The following is a 22,257-nucleotide window of genomic DNA, read 5'->3' on the forward strand; positions in this document are numbered from 1 at the left end:
AGCTACTCAGCCGCCTTGAGCTGACCGACGAGATACTCATCGAGCAGGCGCCCGGCGGTGTCTTCATCCATCTGTTGTGGCGGGTGTTTGCAATAATATGCGCTCGGCACTGTCAGCACGCCGCTCTCGCCGTTGTCCAGGGCGAAACGGCAGAAACGGATCGCGTCCATAACGCAAGCGGCTGCATTGGGACTGTCTTCCACCGAAAGGCGCAGCTCGATCTCGACCGGAACGCCGCCCCATTGCTCGCCTTCGAGGCGCAGGAAGCACAGCTTGTTGTCCTTTTGCCAGGGGACATATTCAGATGGTCCAATCTGGATATTTTCCGCGCTGAGCCGTTGAGCAAGGGCCGCCTGCACCGCTTCGGTCTTGGACGCCTTCTTGCTGGTGAGGCGCTGGCGGTCCAGCATGTTCATAAAGTCCGTGTTGCCGCCAGTATTGAGCTGATAGGTGCGCTCAACTGACACGCCGCGCGCCGCAAAAAGGCTGGAAAGCGTGCGGTGAATGATCGTTGCGCCGACCTGCGCCTTGATATCATCGCCCACGATCGGCAGCTTGCGCTGGCGGAAGCGCGCTTCCCATTGTTGGTCGCTTGCAATGAATACGGGAATGCAATTGACGACCGCTACACCTGCTTCGAGCGCGCATTCCATGTAGAATTCTGTTGCTTCCTGGGAACCCACCGGCAGGAAGTTGACAAGGATTTCAGCGCGCGAAGCCTGCAGGGCCGCGACAATCTCAGCCTGGCTGGCGTCCGGCTGGCCAGACAGAACAAACCCTCTCTCGCCGCCTTCGAGCATGTGATCGGCGACCCCGTCAAGCACACAGCCCTGAATGACCTTCGCACCGGTTGGGGCAACATCTTCGCAGAAAACCTTGGTGTTGTTCGGCGGCGCAAAGATCGCCTCAGCGATGTCCTTGCCGACCTTGCGCGCATCGACATCAATCCCAAGCACGAATTCGACATCAGCAGGGATATAGCCAGCCACCACCGGATGGATCAGTCCGCCAGCCTTGGGGTGGAGCGTATAATGGGAAACCCCTTGCACCAGCGAACTGGCACAATTTCCTATACCGACAATGGCAACGCGAATGGGGGACATAAAACGAACTACCTCTATTCACCAACGGAATAACACCTAGGCGGCTCTCTTCCCTATAGCCATGCACCCTTCATCCATATCGGTGTGGGTGATTATTTCTTGCCAACTAACCGACTGCCACTTCGGCTGAAAAAACGGATTGGCCTGACTGATGTTCCCTTTTAGGTTGAAGTGGTGGATGAACAATAGGGATTCTGACGTGTTTATGGCCCGCAAAGGCAATTCGTCCGGTTTTAATTTCATTTGGACGATCAGGCGCTTACTAAAATCATCCTGTCTGAAACTTTAACCAAACCAAGCCAGAGCTCTTGGCCGAATTGCGCTTGCGCGCGGCCGGTGATCACGCAATGTCTTGCTGATGCCGCTGATTTGCCTCGATTGCCGATACATTCGCCCTCGCCCGAGCGGGATCGGTATGGTCGTACGCCAACTGGTTGAGTATTTGCCCAAATTAGCACCAGAATGGTGCTTTCTTTTCCTGCGCAGTCGCGAGATGCCAGACCCGCTCTCGAGCGATCCTAATGTGCGTGAATTGGAGGTTAGCGCTGGCAGCAACAGCCCGGCAGGAATGTGGCTGCTGCCCCATCTCGTCGACTTGCATGGCGTCGACCTGTTCCATGCGCCTTCAAACATCCTTCCTGCCGGCCTCAAGATGGCGACTGTCACGACGATCCATGACCTCATGTGGTTGACACGGCCAGACCTGTGCAATCCGCGGCTTTGGGGACATGCAGAGCGATTGTTTTATCAGCACGGGATGCGCCGGGCGCTCCGATCCAGCGACGCGATTGTGTCGGTAAGCGAGGCTACGCGGTCGGATATTGCTCACTATTCGCCCGCAGCTGAGGCCAAGACAACAGCAATCCTGTCGGGAGTTTCAGACCACTTCCGCCCGGTGGATCCCAATGCGCCTGATTTGTTGGCCATCGGGCTGGCTGATGCACCTTACATCCTGACGGTCGGGCAGAACGCGCCTTACAAGAACCACGAAGCCGCGCTCAAATCGTTTGCCCGCGCGTTTGCGCAGACGGATATGCGGTTGGTGCTTGTGCAGCGCAGGGGGCAGCGAATGCGCGCGCTTGATGAATTTGCGCGGTCGCTGGGCATTGCGGGCCAGATTCAAGCGATCGAACCAGTCAATGACGAAGCGCTGGTAAAGCTCTATTCCGGTGCTCTCGCCCTGCTGCATCCGTCGCTGTGCGAGGGGTTTGGCATGCCTGTGGCCGAAGCGATGGCGTGTGGTTGCCCGGTCATTACGAGCAATCTTTCTGCCATGCCGGAAGTGGCTGGCGATGCCGCCTTGCTGATCGATCCGACTGACCAAGATGCCATCGCTGCAGCCTTGCAACGCGTTGCCTCGGAACCGGGATTACGTGCCGAGATGAAAGCGAGAGGCTTGAACCGCGCTGCGCAACTCAGCTGGAAGCGCTGCGCTGAGCGTCACATCGAACTGTACCGCGAGGTCCTAGACCGGCGCTAGTGCGCTTGCGCAAGGTCAGCGAGAGTTCGCCGCGTGCGCCGAATGCTGGTCCACAAGACCATATTCAGAATTATGATTTCAAAAAGGAAATACCAGACGGGAGACCCTGCCAGCATCGACAGTGCCAGTGCAATCGTGCGGTAGGGTGCACCAAGCAGGTCACTACCATAGAGCGCCTGTGGACCAAACTGTGTCAACCGCTGCTTGAGTGGCCCTGCCTTGCCTGGTTCACTCAACGCTTGCTCGAGCACAGCATCGCGCGGGACAAGATAGTCCGCGAGCTTTAAATAGGCTTGCCCGAGAGTGGATTGCTTCGACTCAATGCTTTCACATGGCTTGGTCCTGAGCCAGGCAACGCCGTGCACCCAGTCCAGATATTGGCGTTTCTGCGTTTCATAGAAATTGGCCTGGACGATCCGGCTCGCGCCCGCGGCTAAAGCGAGCCCCAGGGCGCTCCAACCCAGTGCTGGCGAAGCGGCATAGGCCAGCATCAGATACAGTAGGATATGTCCAGAGTAGTCGCAGATGCCGTCAAAGATTTCGCCGCTGGGGCTGGCCTTCCCGGTCATCCGCGCGAGATCGCCGTCGGCTCCGTCGAGTACGTGCCATAACGAATGGATAGCGAAGCCAAGCAGCGCCGACCACGGCCAGGCCTGTTGCAAGTAAGCGATCGCGGCGATGACAATCGCTAGCCCTCCCGCAAATGACACCATGTTTGGCGAGACCGGCGTCTTGCTGAGAAGGCGGGCCAAACGCTCGGCGAGTGGGTGGAACAGCATCGCATCGAGCGGATGCTGCGCTGCCCGTATCCGGCCGGTCGCGGTCGCAATATCATCTTTCGGTTGGCGAAGCTCCAGCGACATCGACACTTTCTTTCCCGGATCCGTGTTTCCCCTTGGCTTTCATGATAAAAATCAAGCGGTCAAAGGATCGTAACACCAAACGCTGTCTGCTAGCTATACCGGAACATGCCAGAATCGCCTCCATCGACGATCCTTTTTGCTAGCGAGCGAGCGGCGAACCAATTGGTTGCCGGGGTTCCTGCAGCGGCACGCGCGATTGCAACTCTATCGCAGCATGGGGCAGGAAGTAGTTCAGTCACGGTCGCTGTACCAGGTGGTTGGAAGCCAAGCTCCTATTGTCTGGCTGAAGCGGAGCGGTTGTCGCCAGCGGTCGAATGGCAAGCGCTTGACGCGGCGAAGGTTGAAATTGCGTCGGTCATTTCCGGGGACGCTCTCCAAACACAAGAGCTTCCCCCGAAAACGCATCCCGGTAATACGCGCGGTTATCAATACGAGGGGGCGTGCCCGAAAGAGGCCCAGCAACTGGGTGCATTGTGCACTATGTCGCGCGCGATCATTTCAGCGACTGGCAAGGCGGGCGACGGGATAGTTTCGCGGTATATCAACCGGCCGATCTCGCAGGCTTTGACCGGTCTTGCCTTGAAGAGCCCACACGCGCGACCCGGTCACGCGACGGCGCTCGCAGCCTTGCTGGGGCTCGCCATGGTCGCGGCGCTTGTCTGGGGCGGGACCCCCGGCCTTGTGATTGGTGCAGTACTGTTTCAGCTCGCCTCCATTATCGATGGAGTGGATGGCGAGATGGCGCGGGCGACACAACGTTCGTCTGAAACGGGCGCTATGCTCGACAGCCTGACTGACGCTGCGACCAATCTGGGATTTCTGGCTGGCGTCAGCTTTAATGTCTGGCAGCAGGGCATGACCAAGGCGGCATCGGCGGGCGCGCTCGGCTTCATCGTGCTCGCTTTGGGAAGTGTGATCCTGGGTTTGCAGGCGCGCCGGGCCGGTGGGCCGTTCACCTTTGATGCGCTCAAGCACAAGATGCGCGCCAAGCCTTCGCGCATCAAGCAAGCGCTGATCTACATCACCATGCGCGATTTCTACGCGCTCGCAGCCTGTCTTGCGATTCTGGCAGGCGCGGTGGTTCCTATACTATGGATTTTTGCGACCGTCGCTTGCGGCTGGTTTCTGGTTGTCTGCTTCACCGCAGTATCAAGCTTACTCGCGCGAAACCCACGCAGCCACTGAGCGCGCGTTCTGCGATTGCAATTTTTTCTCATTCGCTCAAGAAGATGCAGCGTTAAGCATACGCCCATGGTGTGCCGCTAGATTGCAAGCAGTTTCGTCAGCCTGAGGGAGAGAGCGACAGAATTGGCCAAAGCTCGTGCCTGTGTTGCGCTGCGCGCGCGATTGCGCTCTGGCATCGTGGCCATGCTGGCAACGGGGCTGTGCGCGTCGTTGGCGAGTGCACAGGATGCCGTGCCGGCTGAGTCGGTTGAAAAGCCTGGGGTTTACGGGCCTGAGGCGCCTGATTTGCAAGCAGCGGCGATGGTCACTCCGGCGGGGATACCAGACGACCTTGCCGATATCGTCGCAATTGCCTTGCAGTCCAGTCCTCTCCTCGCGGCGTCTCAAGCGGCAAGCGAAAGTGCAGAGGCCGATTTGCGCACTGCCAAGTGGCAGCGTTTTCCCAATCTCACGGCTGAAATCCTCAGCACAACTGGCGGGTCCGATATTGCTGACACCGACGGGATCGCTGCCAATATTGCGCTCGAGCAGCCGGTGTGGGCTGGCGGCACCATTTCCAGCGCCATTAATGAAGCTCGTTCCAACGCGGAGGCTGCTGACAGCCGCGTGGGCGTAACCAGCCAGACGCTGATGCTCGATGTCATTCAGGCTTACTACGACACAGCTCGTTTTGACGGCCGAATGGGGGTGCTCATGGAGGGCCTTGCAGACTACGCCGAGCTTTCGGCAGGAATTGAACGCCGTGTTGCTCAGCAGGTGTCGCCAGCGGTGGAACTGGAACTGGCGCGCTCGCGAGTCGCGCAGTTTGAAGCGGATCTTGCTGCGAGCGAAGAGCAGCGCGACATCGCTTACCTGCGGTTGATTGAGCTCGTTGGCGAGGGTATCGCAATGCCGCGCGCCGTGCCCATGAGCCAATCCGCGCTGATCCCGCCAGAATCTCTCGCCGTTGAGGAGATGAAAGCATGCAGCCCCACGCTTGAGGAGCGATCCCATCGTCTCGCTGCTGCGCAAGCAGCACAGGACAATGCGGAGGGCCAGCTGTTCCCGCGGTTGTTGCTGCAGTTGTCGCAGAACGAGTTGACTGGCGCGCGCGCCGCGCTCGTGCTGCGCGCGCAGACAGGCAACGGGCTTTCAAAGCTCTCCAATATTGACCGCACTGAGGCCGATGTCGCGCAGGCCATGGCCGAATTCGCGCAGGCGGAGCGGCAAACCCGAACCGTGCTCCGCCGCCAATATGCGAGCTATCGTGCTGGCCTGAGGGGAGCGGAGGTCAATGCCGCAGCGGCTGAAGCGTCCGCCGCTCTGCTTGCCAGCTATCAACGTCAGTTCGTTGCCGGCCGGCGCTCATGGCTCGACCTTTCGAATGCAGTGAGCGAAGTGATCGGCGCGAGGCTTGCCGCACTACAGAACGAGAATATGGCTGCATCGAGCGCTGCGCTTATCCTGGTCCTCACTTGCCGTTGGCAGCCTCAAGGCTAAGAGGCGCAATATGGACTTCATCAAGGCAGTCGAACGGTATGCGAGAGCGAGTGGCAAGACGCTTGCGCCCGAATGGGATGCAGACCTGCGCGGCCATCCTGCTCTTGACGGGACCGATGCGCCATTCGCATTGCAAAGCGAGCTTGAATGGCCGGAGCCTGAGCAGATTTCGGGCCGACCCCGCGCCGATCAATTCCCCTTGCTGGTGCATGATGAGGCGCATGGCTGGGTTGTCGCCGCGCAATGGGATGACGAAGACACAATGCTGATAGCCGGCGAGCGCGAGCCGCTCGCTTACTCGTCTGCACAGAGTTTCTTTGCGCTTTCACCGCCTGACCCGCTGGCTGAAAATACCACTTCTGCTATCAGCATCTTCATCCGGGCAATCAAGCGCCGCAAGTCCGTGCTGGTGGTGGCTGGCATTGCGACGGTATTTGCCAACCTGCTGGCGCTTGCGGTCTCGTTTTACGCGATGCAGCTCTATGACCGTGTCATTCCTCTCGCGAGCTTTGAAACGCTGCTGGTGCTTACGGTCGGGGTTGGCTTTGCACTGCTGCTTGACCTCACTTTGCGCAGTCTCAGGGCCTTGCTGATCGAGCTCGAGGCGCAGAATATCGACCGCGAGGTCTCCGAATACTTCTTCGCGCGCGCGCAAGCGATCCGGCTCGATGCGCGGCCTCAGGCCGTCGGCACTCTGGCGTCGCAAATCCAGGGACAGGAGCAGATCCGGCAGGTCTTGTCGTCCAGTTCTGTGTTTGTGCTCGCCGATTTGCCCTTTGCGTTGTTCTTTATCCTTGTGATTGCATCGATCGGAGGCGCGGTTGCTATCATCCCGATTGTCAGCTTGCCCATTGCTGTGGGCCTGGCCTTGCTACTTGCCCGGATCATCCGCAACGGTGCGGAGCGGGCACAGGTCAGCAGCAATCAGAAGAATGGGCTTCTGGTCGAGATGCTGGATGCTTCAGAGACTGTCAAAGCCAACCGCGGGGGCTGGATGATTCTCGGCCGCTGGAACCGGCTGCTGCGTCAAATCCATCACTTCGAATACCCTGTAAAGCGCGCCTCGGCGGTGTCGAGTTCGCTGTTCTCCTCGCTCCAGCAGCTTACCTATGTTGCGGTCATGTGCTACGGTGCGTTCCTCGCCGCGACCGGTGAGATCACGACCGGGGCGCTGCTGGCCTGTTCCATATTGGTGGGACGCATCAATGGCCCGCTCGTTGCACAATTGCCGACCCTGATTGTGCAATGGGGCTATGCGCGCTCCGCCTTGAAGATGCTCGACGGCATCCTGCGTCTCCCGCTTGAACCGAGCGCATCGCGCGGTGCGATGCGGCCTGAGAGCCTGCATGGACCGATCACCTTGAAGCAGGTCGGCTTTGCCTATCCGGATCAGCGTCCTGCGATCGAGATTGAGGCCTTGCGCATTGATCCGGGCGAACGCGTAGCGATCATCGGAGGCGTTGGCGCGGGCAAGACGACGCTGCTCAAGGTCCTGGCAGGTCTGTATTCAGCGCAATCAGGCACGGTTACTGTCAATGGGCTCGACCTCGCGCATGTCGCTGAAGACATCACGCGCCGCCATATCGGATATCTCCCGCAGAATGTCCGGCTGGTGCGCGGCACCTTGCGCGACAACCTTACGATGGGGATAGGCGGGCTCAAAGATGAAAGCCTGATCAGCCTCGCCAAGGCTACACGCCTCAATGTGCTGCTGGGCGAGCAGCAGGCCGGATTGCAAACGCTCATCCATGAGGGCGGGAGCGGACTGTCCGGTGGTCAGAGAGCGATCGTCGGGATCAACCGGATGATCCATGCATCCCCTGCCGTCTGGCTGCTCGACGAACCAACTTCGTCGCTTGACCTTGCATCCGAAGCAGCAGTGCTTTCTGCGCTCGATAATGCGATGGGCAAAGACGATATCCTTGTGATGACGACGCACAAGATCGCCTTGCTGGAGCGCTTCTCGCGCATCATCATGATGGTCGGCGGCAAAATTGCGCGTGATGGTCCGGCCAAGACTGTGCTAGAAGAAATGCGTAAGGCCTCGCAGCCATCACCAGACGGGCGCGTCACCACCAGTCTAAGAGCACGGGGCGGCTCATGACGAGGCGGCTCAAACCAGCTGCGATGATTGTCGGCACGATCGCCGCAGCTCTGGTCATGTTCATTGTCTGGTCTCTTTGGGCCGAGCTTGACCAGGTGACGCGCGCACCGGGCAAGGTCATTCCTTTCGCGCGGGTGCAAATCATCCAGAGCGAGCAGGGCGGGGCCATCTCTCAGATCCATGTCCGCGAAGGCCAGCAGGTTGAAGCGGGCGAACTCCTAGTGGAGCTTGACAAGGTTCAGCTCACCGCAGCGGTTGAGGAGGCGCGCGCGAAGGTTGCCGCACTCGAAAGCCGCATGGCTCGTATTCAGGCCGAGCTGTTCAACCGGCCATTGCGCTTTCCCGCCTCGCTCAATGACTTCCCTGAATTCACGGCCAACCAACAGCGCCTGTTTCAACGTCGACGCGCCGCCTTGCAGGCCGAAGTTGCAACGCTGGAGCAGCTGGCGAACCTTCAACAGCAAGAGCTCGACTTGAACCTGCCGCTTGTTGACACGGGCGATGTCGCCATGTCGGAGATCATCCGAATGCGCCGGGCGGTGGTTGAGACACGCGGGCGGATTTCCAGCATTCGCTCGCAATATATCAGCGAGTTGCAGGCCGAATTCACACGAACGGAAGAAGATCTTGCCGGTTCGCAGCAGCAGCTCGCACGCGCTCAGGACAGTCTTGAAGCGGCCTCTCTGACAGCGCCGACTGCAGGTGTTGTCAAGAATGTCCAGTTCTCGACCATTGGCGGAGTTGTGCGGCCCGGTGAAGAAGTGCTCCAGATCGTCCCAATCGGCGAGAAGCTGATCGTGGAGACACGCGTGCCGCCGCGCGACATCGCCTTTGTAAAGACCGGCCAGAGCGCACGGATCAATTTCGAGACTTATGACAATGCGATCTATGGCTCGGCCGATGGCGAGGTCATATTCGTCAGCCCCGATACGCTCACCGAGCAGGCCCCCAATGGCACTGCAGAAACCTACTACCGCGTCAATCTTGAGGTCGATACCTCCACCATGCGGCAGCCCGATGATCGTGATCTGATCGCGCTCCAGCCAGGCATGACGGCGACGGCAGAGATCCTGACCGGCAAGTCGACTGTCTGGGCGTATATCACGAAGCCTATTCTCAAGACCGTCTCACAAAGCATGCAGGAGCGCTGATCGGGTGCCAGCATCTGCTGGCGGCGATGTTCAAACAGCGATTATCGCGAGATTGACGGGTGAGACGCGCTGGCGTTTGACGCATTGGCGCAACACCACGGATGGCAATGCTTGAGGTAACCTGAAACGCTCATGAACCACCCTCAAACTCTATACGACAAACTTTGGGCCGGGCATGTCGTCAAACCCTATGGCGATGGAGAGGCGCTGATTTATGTCGATCGCCATCTCGTCCAGGAAGTATCGAGTCCGCTGGCGTTCGAAGGGCTGAAGGCGCGCGGATTGCCCGTCCGCTGCGTGGATGCACAGTTTGCGGTTGCGGACCACGCTGTGCCGACCACCGCCAATCGCCTTCAGGCGATGACCGGGCTCGCTCGCAAGCAGGTCAAGCGGCTAGAGGAGAATTGCGAGGCATTCGGCATTCCCTATGCTCCGCTTGATGGTGACCATCAGGGGATCGTCCACATCATCGGTCCGGAACTTGGCTTTACCTTACCCGGCGTGACGCTGGTTTGCGGTGACAGCCACACCTCCACGCATGGTGCGTTCGGCGCGCTCGCGTTCGGGATTGGGACGAGCGAATGCGAAGCGGTTCTGGCAACGCAGTGTCTGCGCCAGTCCAAGCAGCGCAATATGCGCGTGAGGCTAACCGGAAAGGTCGCTCCCGGTGTGACTGTAAAAGACGCAATCCTTGCGCTGATCGCCAAGATCGGCGTGCAGGGCGGGGCGGGGCATGCTATTGAATATTGCGGCGGTTATGTAGCTGGATTGAGCATGGAAGAGCGCATGACGCTCTGCAACATGACGATCGAAGCGGGCGCGCGGATTGGCCTTGTCGCGCCCGATCAAGTCACATTCGACTATCTTCATGGACGCCCGTTCGCCCCGACAGGGGACATGTGGGACGCGGCGCTGGCGGCATGGCGCGATTTGCGCAGCGATGATGACGCTCAATTCGATCGAGAGGTGACGTTGGACGTGTCCCCGCTTGCCCCTCAGGTCAGCTGGGGGACGACTCCTGCCGATTGCGGCCCGGTGAGCGGATATGCACCCGATCCCGAGCTGGAAAGCGATACGGAACGGCGTGAGCATGTAGCCAAGGGACTCGCCTACATGGGGCTGGAGCCCGGTCAGCCTTTGTCCGGCCTTGCAATCGACAAGGTCTTCATCGGCTCGTGCACCAATGGTCGGCTGAGCGATATCCGCAAGGCAGCCGAAATAGCCAAGGGCCGGAAGGTCGCGGCTGGAGTTCAGGCGATCGTCGTCCCTGGCTCCATGCAAGTCAAACAGGCCGCCGAAGCGGAAGGGCTCGCCGCGATCCTGGCTGAGGCCGGATTTGAGTGGCGTGAGCCGGGCTGTTCGATGTGCGTGGCGATGAACACTGACCGATTGCAGCCGGAAGAACGGTGCGCCTCCACGTCCAATCGCAATTTCGAAGGTCGGCAAGGTCCGCAGGGACGTACGCATCTGATGAGTCCGCAAATGGCTTCCGCAGCTGCGATTGCAGGGCGAATTGTCGATGTGCGCGAACTTGCAGGGGGGCACTATGCAGAAGCTTGATCGGATTGAAAGCAAGGCAGCGCCGCTGCTGCAGTCGGACATCGATACCGACGCGATCTTTCCGGCGCGCTTCCTGCTGGTCATAGAGCGTGAGAAGTACCGCGAGCACCTGTTTGCGGACCATCGCCGTGATGGGAATTTCGTGCTCGACCGACCGCAGTATAGAGGCGCGCAAATTTTGGTCGGAGGGCCGCGCTTCGGGATCGGATCGAGCCGTGAACACGCGGTCTGGGCGCTCGCTGATTTCGGCATTCGCTGCATCATCGCCCCCAGCTTTGGCGATATCTTCCGCGCTAACTGCTTCAAGAATGGGGTGCTTGCGATTGAACTGGATGGCGAAGCTCTTGTCCGGGTGGCTGAGGCGGCTAAATCAGCAACATATATTGTTGTCGACCTCAATGCGCAGCATATCGAGATGGGAAATAGCGAGGCAATCCCTTTCGAAATCAACCCTGACCGGCGCCAGTTCTTGCTGGAAGGTCTCGACCACATCGACCTGATCAGGCAGGACGAAGATTCAATTACTGCATTTGAGAAGTCTCAGCGCGTATCGGCGCCGTGGCACTTTCTCGACCTGGATCACATGCACCGTGTCGCACGGGCAAAGCGAGAGGCAATGACATGAGTACCAAGACCCTCAAGGCGGCGCTTGCAGCGGGTGAATTCGTCTGTGCACCGGGCGTACACGACATGATCGCCGCGACCATCGCCAACAAGGTCGGGTTCGATTTCGTCTATGCCTCGGGCTATTGGCTGACCGCCTCGGCCTACGGCATTCCCGATGCCGGGATCGTCACTTACACGCAGATGGTGGACCGAGTGGCGACCTTGGCGAGGGTCTGCAACGCAGGCGTTATCGCCGATGCCGACACTGGATTTGGCGGCTTGCTCAACGTCCATCACACTGTGCGCGGCTATGAAGAGGCTGGCGCTCAGGCGATCCAGATAGAAGACCAGGAATTTCCCAAGAAGTGCGGCCATACGCCCGGCAGGCGCGTGACACCGGTCGAGGATATGGTCCACAAGGTCAAGGTGGCGGTCGATGCGCGGCGCAGCGAAGATTTCCTCGTGATCGCCAGAACCGATGCGCGTCAGCCGGAAGGCTTTGCGCAAGCGATCGAGCGGGGACAGGCCTATGCTGAAGCCGGAGCGGATGTGATTTTTGTCGAGGCGCTGGAAAGCGAAGACGAAATGCGCGAGGCGTGCCGCACGATTGAAGCGCCGATGATCGCCAACATGGCAACGGGTGGCTATTCACCGATCTTCTCAGCCACCCAACTCAAAGAGCTCGGGTACAAGATGGCGATCTTCCCGGCGCTCGGCAGCCTTGTCTCAGCCGCCGCACTGGAGAAGGCGTACAGCCACCTTCGCGCGACGGGGGAAGCCACGGGCCACGGGGCAGACGTGTTCGATTTCAACGAGTTCTGCGAGCTGATCGGTTTCCCCGATGTGTGGGAATTCGAAAAGAAGTGGGCAAAGTAGCCCGAGCCTAATCGCGCTCCGCCTTGGCCTGCTTGAGCGCAAGGAGCCATTCGTCGCGGCGGCGCGCGCGGGCCTCGCGGCTCTGACCGGCAAATGTCTGGGCCAATTCCTCTTTCGCGCGGGCGATTGCACCAACTGACCACGCTTGCGGCTCCGTCCGGGATTGCGCGACGCTCTGGTAGAGCGGCTCGAGCCGCGCTGCATAGTCGGCGATCCCGCCGGGCGCGTTGAGGTCGATCGTCTCGAACGGCCCCATCAGCGACCAGCGCAGGCCCAGCCCCGCACGCACCGTGCGGTCGATATCGTCGGCAGAGGCATAGCCTTCGCGATAAAGCGCCCATGCCTCATTGAGCAGCGCTCCTTGCAGGCGATTGAGCACAAACCCTTCGATCTCGCGCTGTACCACCATCGGCTCCTGCCCTATGTCCTCCATCAGCGCGCGCAGGACCGGGATATGCGCGGTGTCGGACCACGGCGCAGGTACAATCTCCACCACCGGGATCAGGTGCGGTGGATTGACCGGATGAACCACGAAGAATCGGTCACGATTGGCGAGATCTTCGGTAAAGGCGCTCGCCGGGATGCCAGAGCTGGAACTGCCCACCAATGTCTTCGATCCGACAAGCGCATCGAGCTCGCGCGCGACACGACTTTTTGCTTCGATCGTCTCCAGCACCGATTCCTGGACATAGTCGGCGGTTGCCACTGCATCTTCGAGCTGATCGTAAACGACGGCTTTCCCGTGCGCATCTTCAGCGCCGTGCAGTCCGGACTCGCGCAGCAGTTTGAGATTGGCATCAAGGCGCCCGAGCGCACTTTGTCGTTGTTCTTCGCTTGCGTCGAAGATCGAAACGTCGATCCCTGCTGCACAGAACACTGTCGCCCAGCTGACCCCGATAAGGCCTGCACCTACAATTGCGACCTTTCGGATTTCGGTAGCCTCACTCATTCAGCGGTCCAACCGCCGTCGATCACAAGGCTCGAGCCGGTCATCAGCGCAGAGGCATCGGAAGCGAGGAACACCACGGCCCCCATCAGGTCCTCGACCTGGCCGATCCGGCCCAGCTTGATCTTCTCAAGCACGCTCGCCTTGAAGCTGGCATCTTCGAAGAAGGGCTTGGTCAGCGGCGTTTCAATGAAAGTCGGGCAGATCGTGTTGGAACGGATCTGGTGCCTGGCAAGATCAAGCGCGAAAGCCTTGTTCATGCCTTCAATCGCCCATTTCGATGCGCAATAGAGCGACCGATTGAGCCCACCGACATGGCCCATCTGCGACCCGATATGGATGAAACTTCCCGGCTTTCCGGCTTTGATCAGGTGCTTGGCGCATGCCTGTGCGACGAAGAAAGCCGCCTTTACGTTGAGGTCGATCACCGCGTCGAAGTCTGCCTCTGAGACGTCCTGCATCGGCATCGGCCGATTGGTGCCAGCATTGTTGACCAGCACATCAAACGGATCGGCGGAGGCGAAGAAAGCGCCCACTGCATCAAGATCCGACACGTCGAGCACCTGAGCACTGGCTGTGCCGCCCGCTGCGCGAATGGCCTCCGCGAGTGTTTCAATCTCGGTTTCAGAGCGGGCAACCAACGTGACTGCCGCGCCGACCTCTGCCAGCGCAGCGGCCATCGCAGCGCCTATGCCGCGACCCGCGCCTGTCACCAGCGCCCGCTTGCCATCCAGCCTGAAGCTTGGGGTGCGTGGAAGTTCGTTCACGCCGGTTCGACTGCGCCTGCGTAAGGAACATTGCGGCGACCATAGCGGCGCACACGGACATTCGCCTGCTCGCCATGCCCGGCAAAGCCTTCAAGCGCGCACAGCCTGCTGCAATATTCGCCCATCTGCGTGCTTGCTTCGTCCGTCAGGACCTTTTGATAGGTGCATGTTTTCAGGAACTTGCCGACCCACAGTCCGCCAGTATATCGCGCTGCTTTCTTGGTTGGCAGAGTATGGTTGGTGCCGATTACCTTGTCGCCATAGGCCACATTGGTACGCGGCCCGAGGAACAGCGCGCCGAAATTGGTCATGTTCTCAAGGAACCAGTCGTCGCGGTCCGTCATCACCTGAACATGCTCGTTCGCATAGTGGTTGGCGACCTCGAGCATCTCGTCATAATTCTCGCACACGATCACTTCGCCATAATCGTCCCAAGCACGCCGGGCGATCTCTCGGGTGGGCAGGATCTCCAGCAACCGCTCGACTTCGCGCATGGTGTCCTGCGCCAGCTTTTCAGAATTCGTGATGAGGATTGCCGGGCTGTCTGGTCCGTGTTCTGCCTGCCCTAACAGGTCCGTCGCGCAAATCTCGCCATCGACTGTCTCGTCCGCGATCACCATGGTTTCGGTCGGACCAGCAAACAGGTCGATACCCACGCGGCCATAAAGCTGACGCTTGGCCTCCGCGACAAAGGCATTGCCCGGACCTACCAGCATATCGACCGGGTCAATGCTCTGTGTGCCGAGCGCCATCGCGCCGACTGCCTGGATGCCGCCCAGCGCGTAGATCGCATCCGCCCCGGCCATCGCCTGCGCTGCGACAATCGCTGGTGCAGGTTTGCCTTCAAACGGCGGGGCGCAGGTGATCACGCGCGGCACGCCAGCGACCTTGGCGGTAATGACGGACATATGCGCGGAAGCTAGCAGGGGATACTTGCCGCCCGGCACATAGCACCCAGCGGCATTAACCGGGATGTTCTTGTGGCCCAGAATGACCCCCGGAACCGTTTCGACTTCGATGTCCTGGATCGCCTTGCGCTGTTCCTGAGCGAAATTGCGGACCTGTTTCTGCGCGAATTCGATATCTGTGATCGCCTGTTTGTCGAGGCTGTCGATGCAAGCGTTGATCTCGCTGTCGGTGAGCCGGTAATCTTCGCGATCCCATTTGTCGAACTTGACCGACAACTCGCGCACAGCCGCATCGCCGCGCTGGTCGATATCCGCGAGGATCGTTTCTACTGTCTCGCGAACCTTGCGATCTGCGTTGAGCCGCACCTCTGTGGTAACGGCTTCCTTCAGCCACTTGGCCATTTGTATGTCTCCGTTATTCTTACTTTATTCCGCGGCCTCGCGCTGCTCAGGGTCGAAGCCGAAACTGAACGGCTCAGGTGCGCCGCGCTCTTCGCGCAATTGTTTGCGGCGGGCCTGCGTGGCGATTTCGTCAAGCTTGCCGTCATCGGTGAAGACCACGCCGTAATCGCGATAAGCGACTTCGATGGAAACGAGGTCTGCGTTCACATCCTTCGCAACCCGTTCAACCGGGCGTTCGAGCGGGTCACCCCAGCCGCCGGCCCCTGCGGTGCGGAAGATGATCTTGTCGCCCTTGCGGACCGGCAGATTGTCGATCTTGGACGGGATACGTTCTGGCTCGCTTTCGCCTGATGCAACGCGCCACTTGCTCGACGTGCCGCCGAATAGGCCGCCATTGATGCCCCATGGAGGAACCGTCTCGCGGTCGTCATGGATCGAGACTTCGCCGTCTTCGAGCAGGCGATAAACCTTCTCGATCCCCGCGCCGCCGCGGTGAAGTCCCGCGCCGCCCGAATCTTTGATCGGGCGATAGCTTTCGACCAGAACCGGGTAATAGTTCTCGATATATTCGATCGGGGTTGCACTGAAGAGCGGCCACCAGGCATGACCATCGAGCCCGTCATCACGCGGTCGGCCCGGCACCCCACCAAACAACAACTCCATCAGCTGGAAGTATTTCCCTTCGCTATCATTGCCGGAGAAGATGAAGTGCGGGCTGGTGCCGTAGCCTGCTGCCATCGACAGGTGCGGGGCCTGCTGGCCGAGAGCACCTGCCTGGCAATCGAAGAAGCGAGTGTGCGTGTTCAAACGGTTGCCGAGCGGTGCAGGGAAGCGCGGATTGAGCAGGCTGCCTTCAGGCAAAACGATCTCGAAAAGGTCATAGAAGCCCTCGTTGAAGAGCATCTCCGGATCGAACGCCATGATCATGTAGACGCCAAAGAACAGCTTGCAGAGCCCTTCGTGGATATGGAAGTTGATCGGGCCTTCCGCCTGATCGTCGGTGCCGGTCCAGTCGAACACCGCTACATCGCCCTTGCGATAAATCGACAGAGTCATCTTGAAAGGGCCATTGCCGCGTCCGTCATCATCGACATAGTCCGTGAAGGAAACCGGCTCTTCAGGGATGTACTTGTGGATCAGCGCCAGCATCGCGGTCTTGGTCCGCTCGAACAGCATGTCGCAGGCGTTGAGGTACGTGTCGCGTCCGAAGCGGTCGCAGATCTCGCCGATCCGCTTTGCAGCCGTGCGGCACCCTGCAACAAGTGCCATAAGGTCCGACCTGTTCATATCAGGCGTGCGGCTGTTGTTGAGCATGATTGCAAGCACGCCTTCGTTGAGCTTGCCGCCTTCGTAAATCTTGACCGGCGGGACGCGCAGCCCCTCTTCCCAGATAGAACGCGCATCATAGGGCATGGAGCCTGCCACCTTGCCGCCGACATCGACCATGTGCCCGAACATCGAGCTGTAGCCGACGAGCACGCCTTCGTGGAAGATCGGCATCATCACGCACCAGTCATTGTTATGCGAGATCGAGCCCTTGCAGGCATAGGGATCGTTCCAGACGAACACGTCGCCTTCGTTGACGTTGTTCTCGTATTGGCCGACGACGCCGGGGATGTAGGACCCGAACTGGCCCACAACCATCTGGCCGTCCTTGTTGCAGATCATCGGGAAGGCATCATTCTGCTCGCGGATCACCGGCGAGAGCGAGATGCGCTTGAGCACCGAGTCCATCTCCATACGCGCGTTAACGAGTGCGTTCTGGATGATGTCGAGCGTAATGGGATCGACTTGGCTGTTCATCATTTCGCTCCTTCCTTGTTAGTCGGCCAGATCAGGAGATTCCCGTAATCATCCACCTGTGCATGGTGGCCGTCCAGCAGCACCGTGGTTGTATCATACTGGCGGACAATGGCCGGACCTTCGATCCGCGCGCCCTTGCCAAGCTTTTCACGGTCATAGTGCGGGGTGTCGAACCATTTGCCGGAAAAGTATCCTGGCAGGGTCTCTATCACCGCGTCGCTTGTGTCACCTCCATCATGCGCGGCAACGCTCTCTTCCACGGCGGGCGTTGCGCCCATGGCTTCGACCCGCAGCGCCACCAGTTCCACTGGCACGTCAAAGCGGACACCGTAGAGCTGCTCGTGCTGGTCATGGAAATCGGCGGCGATATTGTCGAGGGAACCAGCCGCTTCGAACAAACTCCGATCAATCTTCACCGTCACTTCAAAACCCTGCTGTTCGTAGCGTAGATCCGCTGCGAGCGCGACTTTACGATCGGCTTCAGCGATCTCCTGCTCTTCCAGCCAGGTCTCTGCCTTGCTCACTAGCTCACCGAAGCGACTCCAAATCTCCGCAGGATCGACTGTGCCAAGATGTGCAATCCTCGTATGAACGAACTCATTCTTGAACTCTGCCTCAAGGAAACCGAGCGCTGACAACACGCCTGGATTGGGCGGAATCACAACCGGGTAACAACCGAGCAGTTGCGCCATCGCATTGGCATGGAGAGGTCCAGCGCCGCCAAATCCGACAATGCCGAACTCGCGCGGATCGATACCGCGTTGCACGGTAATATTGCGCAAGGCGCCTAGCATCGCCTCGTTTGCGATATCCAGTACGCCCTTCGCCGCTTCCTCTGGGCTAAGCCCCAGCTTGGTGCCGATCTTGGTGAGTGCTTCGCGCGCGCCGTCGACATCAAGCTCCATCTCGCCGCCAAGCAAGCGCGGCGGGAGATAGCCAAGCACGACATTTGCATCGCTGACAGTCGGTTCGGTTCCGCCGCGCTTGTAAGCGACAGGGCCGGGGAACGAACCCGCGCTGCGCGGACCAACGCGCAGTGATTTGGTCAGCTCTTCTACCTCTGCGATTGACCCGCCGCCTGCGCCGACGCTCTTCACATCGAGCGTCGGCACCTTGGCGGGGAAATAGCCCACCTCGGTCGAGCGCGAGATCACCGGCTCGCCGCCGATGATCACGGACACATCGGTCGATGTGCCTCCCATATCGAAGGCGAGCAACTTGTCGAGGCCAGTGCGGCGGCCAATCATGGCGGTGGACGTAACGCCGCCCGCCGGGCCTGACAGTACGGTGTGGACCGGGCGGTCAGATGCCGCGCTGGCACTCATCAAACCGCCGTCAGAACGCACGATATGGAGCTTTGCGTTCACTCCTTCGTCCCCAAGACGGTCGCCAATGCGCGACAGATAGCGTTTCATGATCGGCCGCACATAGTCATTCATCACCGTCGTGATCGTGCGGTCGTATTCACGAAATTCAGGCAGGATTTCGGACGAAAGTGACACCGGGATATCGGGATGGCGCTCTGCGACGATCCTCGCCAAGGCCTGCTCATGAGCAGGATTGGCGTAGGAATGCATCAGCGAGATCGTCAACGCTTCGATTCCGGAATTGCAAAGATCATCGATGAGGGCAGTGGCGGCTTGCAAGTCAAGCTCGCGCATCACTTCGCCGCGGGCGTTCATGCGTTCAGGAATTCCGCGCGTATCAGCCAGTGAGGCAAGCGGCTCAGGCTTGTCCATGATGATCCAGCCGAACAGCGGCCCCGGCGTCCAGCTTTTGGCAAGATGCAGCGTGTACTCGAAACCTTCGGTTACCAGCAGTCCGACCCGCGCGCCCTTGCCTTCAAGCACGGCATTGGTCGCGACCGTGGTACCATGCAGGACAAGGTCAATATCGGCAGGCGCGATGTTGGCTTTGCGACAAATCAGCTCAACACCTGCTGCGACGCCCTTCGATTGGTCTTCCGGTGTCGATGGGGTTTTCGCGCGGAAACTTTGCCCGGTCTTGTCATCATGCAAGAGCAAATCGGTAAAGGTACCCCCCACATCAACACCCAATCTCATTCGCCTCGCTCCCTCAAGTTCCGCGTGACCCGCAGCGCAATCCGGGCCAACCAACATGCATTGTGACGCGATAAGCGGGTAGAGCACCTTTTCGAACAACAAGAGTCAGATGTGTCGTCTATTCGCTTGGTGAGTGATCTTTGGACGAGCGTGCGCAAGCAAGCAAACAACCACTAGACCAGCGGAATGCCCATCGACTGAAAGCCGCAAATGGGAGTGTCCCCCTCATGACCAATTACGCTGGACCTGAAATCGAACGGCGCGACTTTTTTGCTGCGATGGCGATGGGAGCAGCAGCGGTCGGCGGCATGACGCTCGGTGCGCAACAAGCGCGCGCCAATTGGGGGCTGATCGCGCCCGGCCCGGTACCAGACGAGGATTTTGACGGACGACTCTTGATCAACAAGCCGCGCGCATATGAGGTTATGGAGCAGGAAGGCCTCGATGGGATCGTGGCGCTGAACCCGGTTAATATCTTCTACCTTGGTAACTACATCTCCTACGAAACGCAGATGCTGCGCGCGGTGCCCAGTTTCGCCGTGATGCCTCGCGATCCGACCCAGCCGTCTTTTCTCATTGTGTCGACAGCAGACCTCTGGTTCATCGCCAATGCAAAGCGTGAGCACCCCGAGATCATTGCCTATGGCGTTCCTGGAAGCTGGGAAGAATACCGTAACCCGGAGCTGTGGGGGCAAGAGCCGCAGACCAACTCGTTTACGTTCAGCAACGGGATAAATGATCGACTGACCGACATCGAGCGCGGCTGGGTTGAAATCGACCAACGTTGGGAAAGTGGCAAGGCGCCATCACCCGAATGGGCGCTGATCAGGGCGCTTAACGAATGCGGTCTTTTGAACGGCAGGATTGGCTGCGATGACATGCGAATCGCTCATATACTCGCTGCGCTTGGCCAAACCGGCGTCACTTGTGTTCCAGGTGACAATACCTTCCGAAAGATCAGGATGATCAAGTCGGATGTGGAGCTTGCGCACATGCGCCGGGTTGCGAACATCAATCGCGATGCATGCCTGGCGATGCTGGCCCGGATTGAACTCGGCATGACAAAAGAGGTCATCGATGAGATTTTCCTCGCGGAAGCAGCTCAACGGGGCAGCAAGGCGGTTTGGATAGCGGCCGGGACGATCGGCGGATTGCGTCACGGACATGTTGTTGAGGGAGAGGCGATGCTAGTCGATGCCGTTAGCCAAACCAACTACTATCACGGTGATTTCGGGCGCACCTGGTGCATGGGCGAACCAACCCGGGAAATGCAGGAGCGAGCCCGTTTGACGCAACTTGCAGCGGAGATTGCGCAAGAGACTATGCGCCCGGGTCTGCGCTACTCAGAGCTGAGCGAGGCAATTGCGCGCGGTGTCAAGAACGCCAGTCGGTCGGGTTGGACCATGGGCGTGAGCCCCCATTCCGTCGGGCTGCAACATACTGATCAACCGTATCGCGATGGCCTCCCGTTCGTTGTTCGGGACGATCTTGTACTGCAAGAGAACATGACCATCACAGTCGACTTGCCGCAAATCGAGCTTGGCTGGGGTGCGACGCATTATGAAGACCTGATTCAGATTACTAGTGACGGCGCTTTGGCGATGACCGAGGTATCTGAACCGTTGATCGTCGTCTGACTGGTCAAGCCAAGCTGCCAGCTTGCCAAGCGCAGACACTGCCGACAAGCGCCTTCGATCGGCGAGGGTGTCGTCAATCTGTTCGAAGCAGTCCGGTAGGGTTTCGCAGAAACAGGAGGGACAGCGGAGCGATCACGAAGATTGCTGCAGAGACATACAGGATCTGGGAATAGTCGCCAAAGCGGTCAAGGTTGTTACCAAAGACGGGCGGGGCGATCCCTGCCCCTGCAATCATGGCCATATATGTGACGCTGTAGATCCTTCCGTATGCTTCTTCGGGAAAATGGCGTGAGACCAAATAAGCCAGAATATCAAACTCTGCTCCCGCGCAAAAACCGATCAGAATGATCGCCAACGCGATGGGAAGCTCAAATTGTCCTGCCAGAGTGAGGCAAGAGATCGCCGGCAGGGACATCGAAACCGCTGCGATCAGCGGCGGCCAGAATCGATCAAGCAACAGACCAACAACAATTCGAGCAAACAGCACGGAGATCCCGACCAGACCTGCCATGGCAGCTGCGCTTGTTCGCTCGATGCCGTTTGTCTGCAATATGGGAACAAGATTCGAAATCACGCCGGATACAGCAAAGCCCAGGAGCGCAAAGGCGACGGTGATGAGCGCAAACCTGAAGTCGGCCAGACATGTCCGCCACGCAAATTTGGCCGCGGGCGCTTTCTCGACCGCGCAGTGTGTTGGCGGATTGCGCAGGAACAGCAACGCGATCGGCAGATTGATTGCCAGGATTGCGGCACCCAACGCCATGTAGGCCTGCTGCCACCCAATCTCCGCGATCAGCACTTCTGATACCACTGGGCCAACAAAGGCAAAGATGCCGCTGCCTGACAGGGCAATGCCAAGCGCAAGGCCTCGCTGCTTGTCGAACCAGCCAGTTACGAATTTCGTCCAGCCCACCGGGCCGGTCGACTGTCCGACAAGTGCGGCGACCAACCAGCTGGCATAGAAGGCGAAAAGGCTGACCATCGCCATCCAACCAGCAAGGACCACAGCGAGCCCAAACAGTAAGATGCTGGTCAAAACGACTTTGCGCGGATCAAGGCGATCAATCAGCAAGCCGTGAATAGGCGCAGCGAGCACGCCGATCGACACACAGGTAAACTGGAACTGAAACTCCGCCATGGACCAACCAGTTGCGTTGGTAACGGGCTCAGCGAAGACCCCCAGCGTGTAAAACGGAATTGCACTGAGGCCCAGCATCATCCCCACGGTGCAGGCGAGAAGGATCGTCGCGCCTCGACTGAGCTCGGAGCCAGGGTGGTTCGGGTCGGACATAAGACATCGCCTAATCGGGTCGGGCTTCTAGCA

General features: G+C 59.3%; 17 protein-coding genes. 9 read left to right on the forward strand and 8 right to left on the reverse strand.

Annotated features, from left to right (window positions below; genetic code table 11):
- Positions 1-2: 2 nt before the first annotated feature.
- Positions 3-1,103 carry an inositol-3-phosphate synthase gene (locus ACG9DO_RS05430; RefSeq protein ID WP_394730707.1) on the reverse strand — a complete coding sequence of 367 codons (1,101 nt, stop codon included), beginning with the start codon at positions 1,101-1,103 and terminating at the stop codon, positions 3-5.
- Positions 1,104-1,518: 415 nt separating this feature from the next.
- Here ACG9DO_RS05430 and ACG9DO_RS05435 point away from each other — a divergent pair, with 415 nt between their 5' ends.
- Positions 1,519-2,583 (forward strand): glycosyltransferase family 4 protein, encoded by a 1,065-nt coding sequence (locus tag ACG9DO_RS05435; protein ID WP_394731206.1) that lies wholly within the window; start codon positions 1,519-1,521, stop codon positions 2,581-2,583.
- On the opposite strand, the gene ACG9DO_RS05440 is transcribed toward ACG9DO_RS05435, so the two are convergent.
- On the reverse strand, positions 2,580-3,446 hold the full coding sequence (locus tag ACG9DO_RS05440) for a CDP-alcohol phosphatidyltransferase family protein (RefSeq protein WP_394730708.1): 867 nt from the start codon (positions 3,444-3,446) through the stop codon (positions 2,580-2,582). The genes ACG9DO_RS05435 and ACG9DO_RS05440 overlap by 4 nt on opposite strands.
- 105 nt (positions 3,447-3,551) lie before the next feature.
- On the opposite strand from ACG9DO_RS05440, the gene ACG9DO_RS05445 reads away from it, so the two are divergent.
- From ACG9DO_RS05445 to ACG9DO_RS05475, 7 genes are all read left to right on the forward strand, one after another.
- Entirely contained in the window at positions 3,552-4,631 is a 1,080-nt protein-coding gene (locus tag ACG9DO_RS05445; protein WP_394730709.1) for a CDP-alcohol phosphatidyltransferase family protein, read from the forward strand.
- 123 nt (positions 4,632-4,754) lie between these two features.
- A complete protein-coding gene (locus ACG9DO_RS05450; RefSeq protein ID WP_394730710.1) occupies positions 4,755-6,110 on the forward strand; it encodes a TolC family protein in 1,356 nt (451 codons plus the stop codon).
- A 10-nt stretch (positions 6,111-6,120) separates the two neighbouring features.
- The gene (locus ACG9DO_RS05455; RefSeq protein WP_394730711.1) at positions 6,121-8,214 is read left to right on the forward strand and encodes an ATP-binding cassette domain-containing protein; all 2,094 of its coding nucleotides are present in this window, start codon (positions 6,121-6,123) and stop codon (positions 8,212-8,214) included.
- Positions 8,211-9,365, forward strand: coding sequence for an HlyD family efflux transporter periplasmic adaptor subunit (locus ACG9DO_RS05460; RefSeq protein WP_394730712.1), 1,155 nt, complete (start codon positions 8,211-8,213; stop codon positions 9,363-9,365). Before ACG9DO_RS05455 ends, ACG9DO_RS05460 begins: the two co-directional genes overlap by 4 nt.
- A gap of 132 nt (positions 9,366-9,497) precedes the next feature.
- Positions 9,498-10,925: a 3-isopropylmalate dehydratase large subunit gene (leuC, locus tag ACG9DO_RS05465; RefSeq protein WP_394730713.1), complete on the forward strand. Its 1,428-nt coding sequence runs from the start codon at positions 9,498-9,500 to the stop codon at positions 10,923-10,925.
- Positions 10,912-11,550 (forward strand): 3-isopropylmalate dehydratase small subunit, encoded by a 639-nt coding sequence (gene leuD / locus ACG9DO_RS05470; RefSeq protein WP_394730714.1) that lies wholly within the window; start codon positions 10,912-10,914, stop codon positions 11,548-11,550. Before leuC ends, leuD begins: the two co-directional genes overlap by 14 nt.
- Positions 11,547-12,407: an oxaloacetate decarboxylase gene (locus ACG9DO_RS05475; RefSeq protein ID WP_394730715.1), complete on the forward strand. Its 861-nt coding sequence runs from the start codon at positions 11,547-11,549 to the stop codon at positions 12,405-12,407. Before leuD ends, ACG9DO_RS05475 begins: the two co-directional genes overlap by 4 nt.
- A 7-nt stretch (positions 12,408-12,414) precedes the next feature.
- Here the strand turns inward: ACG9DO_RS05475 and ACG9DO_RS05480 are convergent, their stop codons facing one another.
- Genes ACG9DO_RS05480 through ACG9DO_RS05500 form a run of 5 tightly spaced genes read right to left on the reverse strand, consistent with a single transcriptional unit; the run spans position 12,415 to position 19,296 of the window.
- Positions 12,415-13,356, reverse strand: a complete 942-nt coding sequence (locus ACG9DO_RS05480; RefSeq protein WP_394730716.1) for a 3-hydroxyacyl-CoA dehydrogenase — start codon at positions 13,354-13,356, stop codon at positions 12,415-12,417.
- The gene (locus ACG9DO_RS05485) at positions 13,353-14,120 is read right to left on the reverse strand and encodes an SDR family NAD(P)-dependent oxidoreductase (protein WP_394730717.1); all 768 of its coding nucleotides are present in this window, start codon (positions 14,118-14,120) and stop codon (positions 13,353-13,355) included. The genes ACG9DO_RS05480 and ACG9DO_RS05485 overlap by 4 nt, the downstream gene beginning before the upstream one ends.
- Positions 14,117-15,430: a histidinol dehydrogenase gene (hisD, locus tag ACG9DO_RS05490; RefSeq protein WP_394730718.1), complete on the reverse strand. Its 1,314-nt coding sequence runs from the start codon at positions 15,428-15,430 to the stop codon at positions 14,117-14,119. Before hisD ends, ACG9DO_RS05485 begins: the two co-directional genes overlap by 4 nt.
- 24 nt (positions 15,431-15,454) lie before the next feature.
- Positions 15,455-17,236 carry a hydantoinase B/oxoprolinase family protein gene (locus ACG9DO_RS05495; RefSeq protein WP_394730719.1) on the reverse strand — a complete coding sequence of 594 codons (1,782 nt, stop codon included), beginning with the start codon at positions 17,234-17,236 and terminating at the stop codon, positions 15,455-15,457.
- Entirely contained in the window at positions 17,233-19,296 is a 2,064-nt protein-coding gene (locus ACG9DO_RS05500) for a hydantoinase/oxoprolinase family protein (RefSeq protein WP_394730720.1), read from the reverse strand. The genes ACG9DO_RS05495 and ACG9DO_RS05500 overlap by 4 nt, the downstream gene beginning before the upstream one ends.
- 227 nt (positions 19,297-19,523) lie before the next feature.
- On the opposite strand from ACG9DO_RS05500, the gene ACG9DO_RS05505 reads away from it, so the two are divergent.
- On the forward strand, positions 19,524-20,933 hold the full coding sequence (locus tag ACG9DO_RS05505) for a M24 family metallopeptidase (RefSeq protein ID WP_394730721.1): 1,410 nt from the start codon (positions 19,524-19,526) through the stop codon (positions 20,931-20,933).
- A 73-nt stretch (positions 20,934-21,006) separates the two neighbouring features.
- Here the strand turns inward: ACG9DO_RS05505 and ACG9DO_RS05510 are convergent, their stop codons facing one another.
- Entirely contained in the window at positions 21,007-22,224 is a 1,218-nt protein-coding gene (locus ACG9DO_RS05510) for an MFS transporter (protein WP_394730722.1), read from the reverse strand.
- Between the last annotated feature and the right edge of the window lie 33 nt (positions 22,225-22,257).

It is taken from the genome of Altererythrobacter sp. GH1-8 (assembly GCF_043702085.1).
GTDB lineage: Bacteria > Pseudomonadota > Alphaproteobacteria > Sphingomonadales > Sphingomonadaceae > Erythrobacter.

Coding starts and splice junctions, on each gene's coding strand:
- leuD (WP_394730714.1), top strand. CDS start 10,912: ATGCAGAAGCTTGATCGGATTGAAAGCAAGGCAGCGCCGCTGCTGCAG.
- ACG9DO_RS05480 (WP_394730716.1), bottom strand. CDS start 13,356: ATGAGTGAGGCTACCGAAATCCGAAAGGTCGCAATTGTAGGTGCAGGC.
- ACG9DO_RS05440 (WP_394730708.1), bottom strand. CDS start 3,446: ATGTCGCTGGAGCTTCGCCAACCGAAAGATGATATTGCGACCGCGACC.
- leuC (WP_394730713.1), top strand. CDS start 9,498: ATGAACCACCCTCAAACTCTATACGACAAACTTTGGGCCGGGCATGTC.
- ACG9DO_RS05475 (WP_394730715.1), top strand. CDS start 11,547: ATGAGTACCAAGACCCTCAAGGCGGCGCTTGCAGCGGGTGAATTCGTC.
- ACG9DO_RS05505 (WP_394730721.1), top strand. CDS start 19,524: ATGACCAATTACGCTGGACCTGAAATCGAACGGCGCGACTTTTTTGCT.
- ACG9DO_RS05435 (WP_394731206.1), top strand. CDS start 1,519: ATGGTCGTACGCCAACTGGTTGAGTATTTGCCCAAATTAGCACCAGAA.
- hisD (WP_394730718.1), bottom strand. CDS start 15,430: ATGGCCAAGTGGCTGAAGGAAGCCGTTACCACAGAGGTGCGGCTCAAC.
- ACG9DO_RS05510 (WP_394730722.1), bottom strand. CDS start 22,224: ATGTCCGACCCGAACCACCCTGGCTCCGAGCTCAGTCGAGGCGCGACG.
- ACG9DO_RS05460 (WP_394730712.1), top strand. CDS start 8,211: ATGACGAGGCGGCTCAAACCAGCTGCGATGATTGTCGGCACGATCGCC.
- ACG9DO_RS05495 (WP_394730719.1), bottom strand. CDS start 17,236: ATGATGAACAGCCAAGTCGATCCCATTACGCTCGACATCATCCAGAAC.
- ACG9DO_RS05445 (WP_394730709.1), top strand. CDS start 3,552: ATGCCAGAATCGCCTCCATCGACGATCCTTTTTGCTAGCGAGCGAGCG.
- ACG9DO_RS05455 (WP_394730711.1), top strand. CDS start 6,121: ATGGACTTCATCAAGGCAGTCGAACGGTATGCGAGAGCGAGTGGCAAG.
- ACG9DO_RS05430 (WP_394730707.1), bottom strand. CDS start 1,103: ATGTCCCCCATTCGCGTTGCCATTGTCGGTATAGGAAATTGTGCCAGT.
- ACG9DO_RS05500 (WP_394730720.1), bottom strand. CDS start 19,296: ATGAGATTGGGTGTTGATGTGGGGGGTACCTTTACCGATTTGCTCTTG.